5 protein-coding genes are annotated in these 6,000 nt (G+C 51.6%); all 5 read left to right on the forward strand.

Features of this window, described 5'->3' with window-relative positions; genetic code table 11:
• Nucleotides 1-244: 244 nt before the first annotated feature.
• The gene (locus tag ACR0IY_RS21555) at nt 245-1,330 is read left to right on the forward strand and encodes a TRAP transporter substrate-binding protein (protein WP_480677027.1); all 1,086 of its coding nucleotides are present in this window, start codon (nt 245-247) and stop codon (nt 1,328-1,330) included.
• 178 nt (nt 1,331-1,508) lie between these two features.
• Nucleotides 1,509-2,030 carry a TRAP transporter small permease subunit gene (locus ACR0IY_RS21560; protein ID WP_480677029.1) on the forward strand — a complete coding sequence of 174 codons (522 nt, stop codon included), beginning with the start codon at nt 1,509-1,511 and terminating at the stop codon, nt 2,028-2,030.
• Nucleotides 2,023-3,573: a TRAP transporter large permease gene (locus tag ACR0IY_RS21565; RefSeq protein WP_480677031.1), complete on the forward strand. Its 1,551-nt coding sequence runs from the start codon at nt 2,023-2,025 to the stop codon at nt 3,571-3,573. The genes ACR0IY_RS21560 and ACR0IY_RS21565 overlap by 8 nt, the downstream gene beginning before the upstream one ends.
• 104 nt (nt 3,574-3,677) lie before the next feature.
• Nucleotides 3,678-4,376 carry a TetR/AcrR family transcriptional regulator gene (locus ACR0IY_RS21570; RefSeq protein ID WP_480677033.1) on the forward strand — a complete coding sequence of 233 codons (699 nt, stop codon included), beginning with the start codon at nt 3,678-3,680 and terminating at the stop codon, nt 4,374-4,376.
• Nucleotides 4,377-5,120: 744 nt separating this feature from the next.
• On the forward strand, nt 5,121-5,843 hold the full coding sequence (locus ACR0IY_RS21575; protein WP_480677034.1) for a hypothetical protein: 723 nt from the start codon (nt 5,121-5,123) through the stop codon (nt 5,841-5,843).
• Nucleotides 5,844-6,000 lie beyond the last annotated feature (157 nt).

A 6,000-nucleotide genomic window follows, 5' to 3' on the forward strand; every position in this document is an offset into this window, starting at 1 on the left:
TTCGATATAAACAGCATTTGTAAGGATATTTTGCATGTTGACGCAACAAGAAAGTTTTCTTATTGATCGTTTGGCCATTTAAGAGGAGATGATTGACGCGTGGAGACGCTTCGGCATGAAGGATGGCTCGCGCTTGCAGGAACTGGCGTTTTTGCTCACGCGCTTTGGATCAGGGCTCATCGGCCCGTGATCAGCTGCAGTGGCCTCATGTCAATTCATCCAGATCAAATGAAAGGGAGGTCTCATGACCAACAAAATTTCACGACGTAACTTTGTTCAAACGGCAGCCTTGGGTGCAGGTGCTACGGCGCTGGCAGCGCCTGCACTTGCGGAAGGTGGAACTGAGCTCAAAATGCTCACCTGTTGGCCAAAGAATTTTCCAGGGCTTGGCACGGGTGCGGAACGCTTCGCAGAACGTGTCGCCACCGCCAGTGGAGGAAAGCTCCGGCTTAAGGTTTTTGGTGCCGGCGAGATCGTTGCCCCGTTCGAAGTTCTCGACGCGGTAGCGTCGGGCGCAGGTGACCTGACCCACGACACACCCTACTATTGGTTCGGCAAAGATCCGGCTTTTGTCTATTTTGCAACCGTTCCATTCGGATTGACTGCGGACGAACATTTCACTTGGCTGAAGTTCGGTGGCGGTCAGGAACTGTGGGACGAGTTGGGTGCCGCACACGGCGTTAAACCTCTGGCAAGCTTGAACACCGGCGCTCAAATGGGTGGCTGGTTCAAAGAAGAAATCAAGTCAGCTGCCGATCTGCAGGGTCTGAAAGTTCGCTACCCTGGTCTCGGTGGGCAGATGCTCTCAAAGCTTGGTGCGACCCCAATCAACATCCCTGGCGGTGAGCTTTTCACTGCGTTGCAGTCCGGAACAATTGACGGTTTGGAATGGATTGCGCCTTGGAACGACCTGGCCTTTGGTTTCCACCGCACGGCAAAGCACTACTACTACCCCGGCTTCCACGAAATGGGTCATACGCTCGGCTCCAACATCAACAAGGACGTTTGGGAAGGGTTGAACGACTCGGAGCGTGAAATTCTGCAGTCAGTCGCGGATGCCGAATACATGACCTCGCTCGCTGAATACAATGCGCGCAATTTGTCCGCGTTGAACCAATTGGTTGATGACCATGGCGTCCAATTGCATGAATGGCCCAGCGACATTGTTGAGGAGATGAAACGCATCGCACCTGACGTGCTTGCCGAGAACTCCGCAAAGAGCGAGATCGCTGGCAAGGTACACGAAAGCTGGATTGCCTTCCGTGAATCGCAGCGCGAATGGGGTCAAATCGGCGACTATGCAAACGCACGCCTGAAGCAACAGGGTTAATCCTGGCATCCATACAGGCAGTTCCTTCAGCCCAAAGCTGAAGCGAGCAGAACCGTCGAGGCTGGGTTTTACGGATTTCCTGGCCTCGACGATGAAACATTCAATCTATTAAGTGCCAGAATTGAATAATGGGCTCCCGGTTTGCGGACCTTCCTGGCACCACTCCAGGGAGGAATACATGTCAGATCACCAAGGCCATATGCGCGGAAGCAGTTGGCTCGACTTCATTATCGAAAAACTTGGCAAAGCTGTCCGCTGGCTGGCGGTCGCGATGGTCTTGCTACAGTTTTTTGTTGTCGTAGCTCGATACCTATTCGATGCCGGCTCTGTGATGGCCCAGGAAGCGATACTGTACCTGTTTGGTACAATGTTCATGCTTGCATTAGCTGATAGTCTTGCAGCGGATCGGCACGTTCGCGTCGATATGCTTTATCACACGTATTCTGAACGAAAAAAGCGCATCGTAGACGCTGCAGGGATCGTCATATTTCTACTGCCCCTTTGCCTATTCATGCTTTGGAGCTCGCGAGAATATGTTCTCAACAGCTGGGCTTCTTTTGAGGGGTCTCGCGAAGCGACAGGTTTGCCGGGTGTTTTCTTGTTCAAAACGGTAATCCCCGTAGCATTGGTGTTGGTCATTGTTCAGTCCCTTGCAATTTTTTCCCGCTGTATCGGGCTTGGGGGGCAGACCAATGATTGATGTTCACAACATATACTTGATCGCTCTATTCGGCGGCCTTTTGTTGTTCTTAATGTCGGGATTTCCAGTCGCATTTGTACTCGGCGGGTTCTCCCTTCTTCTCGGTGGGCTCGGCGTCTTGTTGGGACATTTTGATGCGTCGTTCTTGTCGGCGATTCCGCAACGCATTTACGCCGCCATGACAAACGACATCCTTTTGGCAGTTCCACTCTTTGTTTTCATGGGTGCGATGTTGGAACGAAGTGGCATCGCTTCAGAACTCCTTGATGGCATCGGCCGTTTATTTGGTCGTCGTCGGGGTGGGTTGGGATACGCGATTACGCTCGTAGGTGCGCTTTTAGCCGCCTCTACAGGAATTGTCGGCGCAACCGTGACCACGATGGCACTGCTTTCGCTTCCCGTGATGTTGAAGTGGGGATATTCCCCAAAACTTGCGGCCGGTTCTATTTGCGCGGCGGGGACGCTTGGCCAAATCATTCCGCCGTCTTTGGTTCTGGTTCTGCTGGCTGACACGATTTCGTCTGCCTATCAAAAGGCACAACTAGAGATGGGAAACTTCTCACCTGACACAGTTTCGATCTCTGACCTGTTTGCCGGCGCGCTGCTTCCAGGTCTGTTGATGGTGGTGATTTTTCTCGCTTATCAGATTTGCCTGGCATTTTTTGCGCCTAACACCTGCCCCCCTCCGCCGGAGCGTGAAGCAGATGAGATGACAATCTCAGCTTCAACTCTCTTGGCTCGACTCGTGCCTCCGTTGGCACTCATACTAGGTGTTCTCGGATCTATCCTTGGCGGTGTCGCAACTCCGACCGAGTCCGCAGCCATCGGTGCCGCTGGCGCCATTCTTCTGGCCGGGTTTGGCACAGAGCATCGAGCTCGGGCTAACATCGCCCTTGGATTTCTTGGGCTTGCAGTCTTGTTGAAACAGCTTGTCTTTGCAAACGTCGGGGTTTCCTTGTTCGCTGAACGTATCATCGTCGGCATTCCGGTGATCATCTTCTTCGGGTTCTTCTTTGTGGCCCTGTTGAAAACCGTGAAATCATCAGCGCTTGTCAAATCAGCTACTGAAACCACGCGATTGAGCGCCATGGTCTTCATGATCTTGATCGGTGCGGCAATGCTGTCTTTGGTTTTCCGCGGATTTAGTGGTGACGAAGCGGTTCAGCATCTGATTTCCAGTGTTCCAGGTGGTCCCTATGTCGCGCTTGCGGCGGTCTTGGCGATTATGTTCTTGCTAGGGTTCATTCTGGACTTCATTGAGATCATCTTTGTAATTGTTCCGACGATTGCACCGGTGCTTCTGGCATCTGGGATCGATCCGATATGGCTTGCCATTTTGATCTCACTCAACCTACAGACATCGTTCTTGACCCCACCCTTTGGGTTCGCATTGTTCTACTTCCGCTCGGCAGCGCCTCCGCAGATATCGACAAAGGATATCTATCTCGGAGTGCTACCATTCATTGGCTTGCAAGTGCTGGTCCTGATCATCGTTGCCTTCTTTCCGGCAATCTCGACCTGGCTTCCCTACGCCTTGCGATAAATCTATGATGCCACCCGTTTCGGCGGGTGGCATCCGCAGCACATGCTATATAGGGGCACGTGAGCTAACAACGTGGGTTACAAGGCAGAGGCAGTTCGGGACTTATGGTACAGAAAGAAACACCAACAATACCGCAAACCAAAAAGCGACAACGCCTTTCACCTCAAGAGCGCGAGCATCAGATTGTAAAAGGGGCTATTGATTTTGTAGCAGACCGGGGGTTGAACTTCTCTACGCGCGACCTCGCCAAACATTTGGGGATTAGCCAGAGCCTCTTGTATCGCTACTTTGCACACAAAGACGATATCGTGGAGAAAATCTACGAACGCGTCTATCTTGGACGCTGGGACCCAGAATGGGACGAAACTTTGATCGACAAGAGCCGTTCTGTTGAAGAGCGTCTCGTTCAGTATCTTCAAGATTACACAAAGGTCATCCTGCAAAAGGATTGGGTCAGAATTTTTCTGCTGTCAGCTTTTGACGACCCCGTGATCTCGCAAAGATATATTGCACTTCTGCGCAAGCGTATTTTTGAGCCACTCCTAGACGAGCTCTTGCAAGAGATGGGAAGAAAAACCGATCTCGACCCATCGGATCGAGAGATGGCACTCGAATTGATCTGGGGGTTTCATTCCAGCTTCTTTTATCTCGGCGTACGGCAATGGGTGTTCAAAATGCCTGCGCAAGTCGAGTTGGAATCACTCATCGCATGCCGTGCTCGTACATTTCTCAATGGATTTAAAGTTCACTTGGAAACGACAAGCAGCAACGCTTCTTTGCGTCCGGAGAACCACGTTTTGTGAAAGGTAAATCCGTCCACAAGACTTCCACTTAGTCGAGCGGACGAGTCGCATCGGAGGTGAACGACAAGAGCTAATAGCCTCTGGCCAAGGTACTAGTCTTGGGTCAAGATGAGCACATCTTAGCCCAAGCTTCCTAGACAAAGCAGGACATTTGACATCGAACTGAGTAGGGCGTTTGGGTATTTGAATTACGTTCCACAAAGACTGACCTCGCAATCAATCTCAGGCGGCCTATTTGTCTCAATACTGGCGGTCTTTAGAGAAGACTTGTCTCTGGCGCCGGAGGTGATCAGCACACAGGCGTCAAGGTTATCGCGGATAAGCGGAATTCAAGGAATTGCCGTCAATACACCGGTTCGAGATCGTGCAAACCTGTCGAGAAGTGAGAGTCTTGAGGTCGTCGCAGCAACGCGGTTAGGTCTCTCGAAAGATAAAGTTCTTCTCGTTTGCGTTGGAGAACTCGGGGGCGACGTTGTAGAAAGATGCTCCGAGTTTCGTTCTGCTGGTGCAGATGCGGCCATCGTGTTTCTTACTGATTGCGGGACCGCAGCCCCTAGGCGCAAAAGCCACACGCAACTTCCAAGTCTCGCAGAACGAATGGACTTGCCAGTTGTGATCGCACTCGAAAGACACGGACGAATCTGCCGCCAGCGCCTATTGAACAAATGTCTGCATTCGACAGTTTGCCGTACATCCGGCTTGTTTAGCAAAAAAGGAAGACATGGGTAGGAAAGGGCCAACGGCGTGAATTTTTTTAAGAAGTTCTTTCAAGATGGGAAGCGAGGTGGCCTTATTCGGCAATTGAATGACGCCAATACCTTTCAAAAACTCCAGCAAGAAAACAGGTCGGAAGAAAAGGTTGAGGCGCGTAGCCGCCGCCAAGCGAGCGCGCATGAGACGCAGAAATGGCTTGATAGCGCGCGCTTATTAAACTTGCACGAAATCATGCCAGATAGCGAGGAAGGTCATGCTTTTCTGGCCAAGTTGGATGCGGGGGATATTCACTATCTTGCGAGCAACATATACTATGATGGTCCTTTCGATGAGGACTGGGCGATGGCCTGCGTGCTGCACCCGAAATGCGATCTTGGTACGGGATGGCAATTGTTTCTCGGCTCTGGATCACCAATGTCGATCGAAGAGTATCTCTGGGAGAACGATGCCAAGAAAAACCCTCTCGGGGTATTTGAGGCAGACGTGCACCGCAGTGATGCCATCCTAAAGCGTATGAACGCCGCGAGCTTTGCGTCGCGAAACTACGCACCATCAGAACCAGAACGTGTCCTCGACTACAAAACGAAGATGCACGCAGCGCTTTCAGAGGGCAAGAAATTGAGATGGCATATTCCAGACGATGCGTTCATCGGTCTGAAAGGGTTGGAAGTGGAAACGCATTTCGAAAGAAATGGGGATGACATCCTCGAAGCCTTTGAAGTCTGGCAGGCCAAAAACGACCCGGATCAATAGAGCGACCATTCGTGTCGCGCGCAGCATCGGACACTTTGGGTATATCTTTATCGCGCGATCGACATGGGTTCTGTCGCAAATTTCTTCGAAGGCTAAGTGGATGGAGCAGGCTGGTCGATTATCCTGCCAGTTGCGTGAACTGCTGAAACGGAGAGAG

The sequence above is a fragment of the Ruegeria sp. BC1 genome, assembly GCF_056539305.1.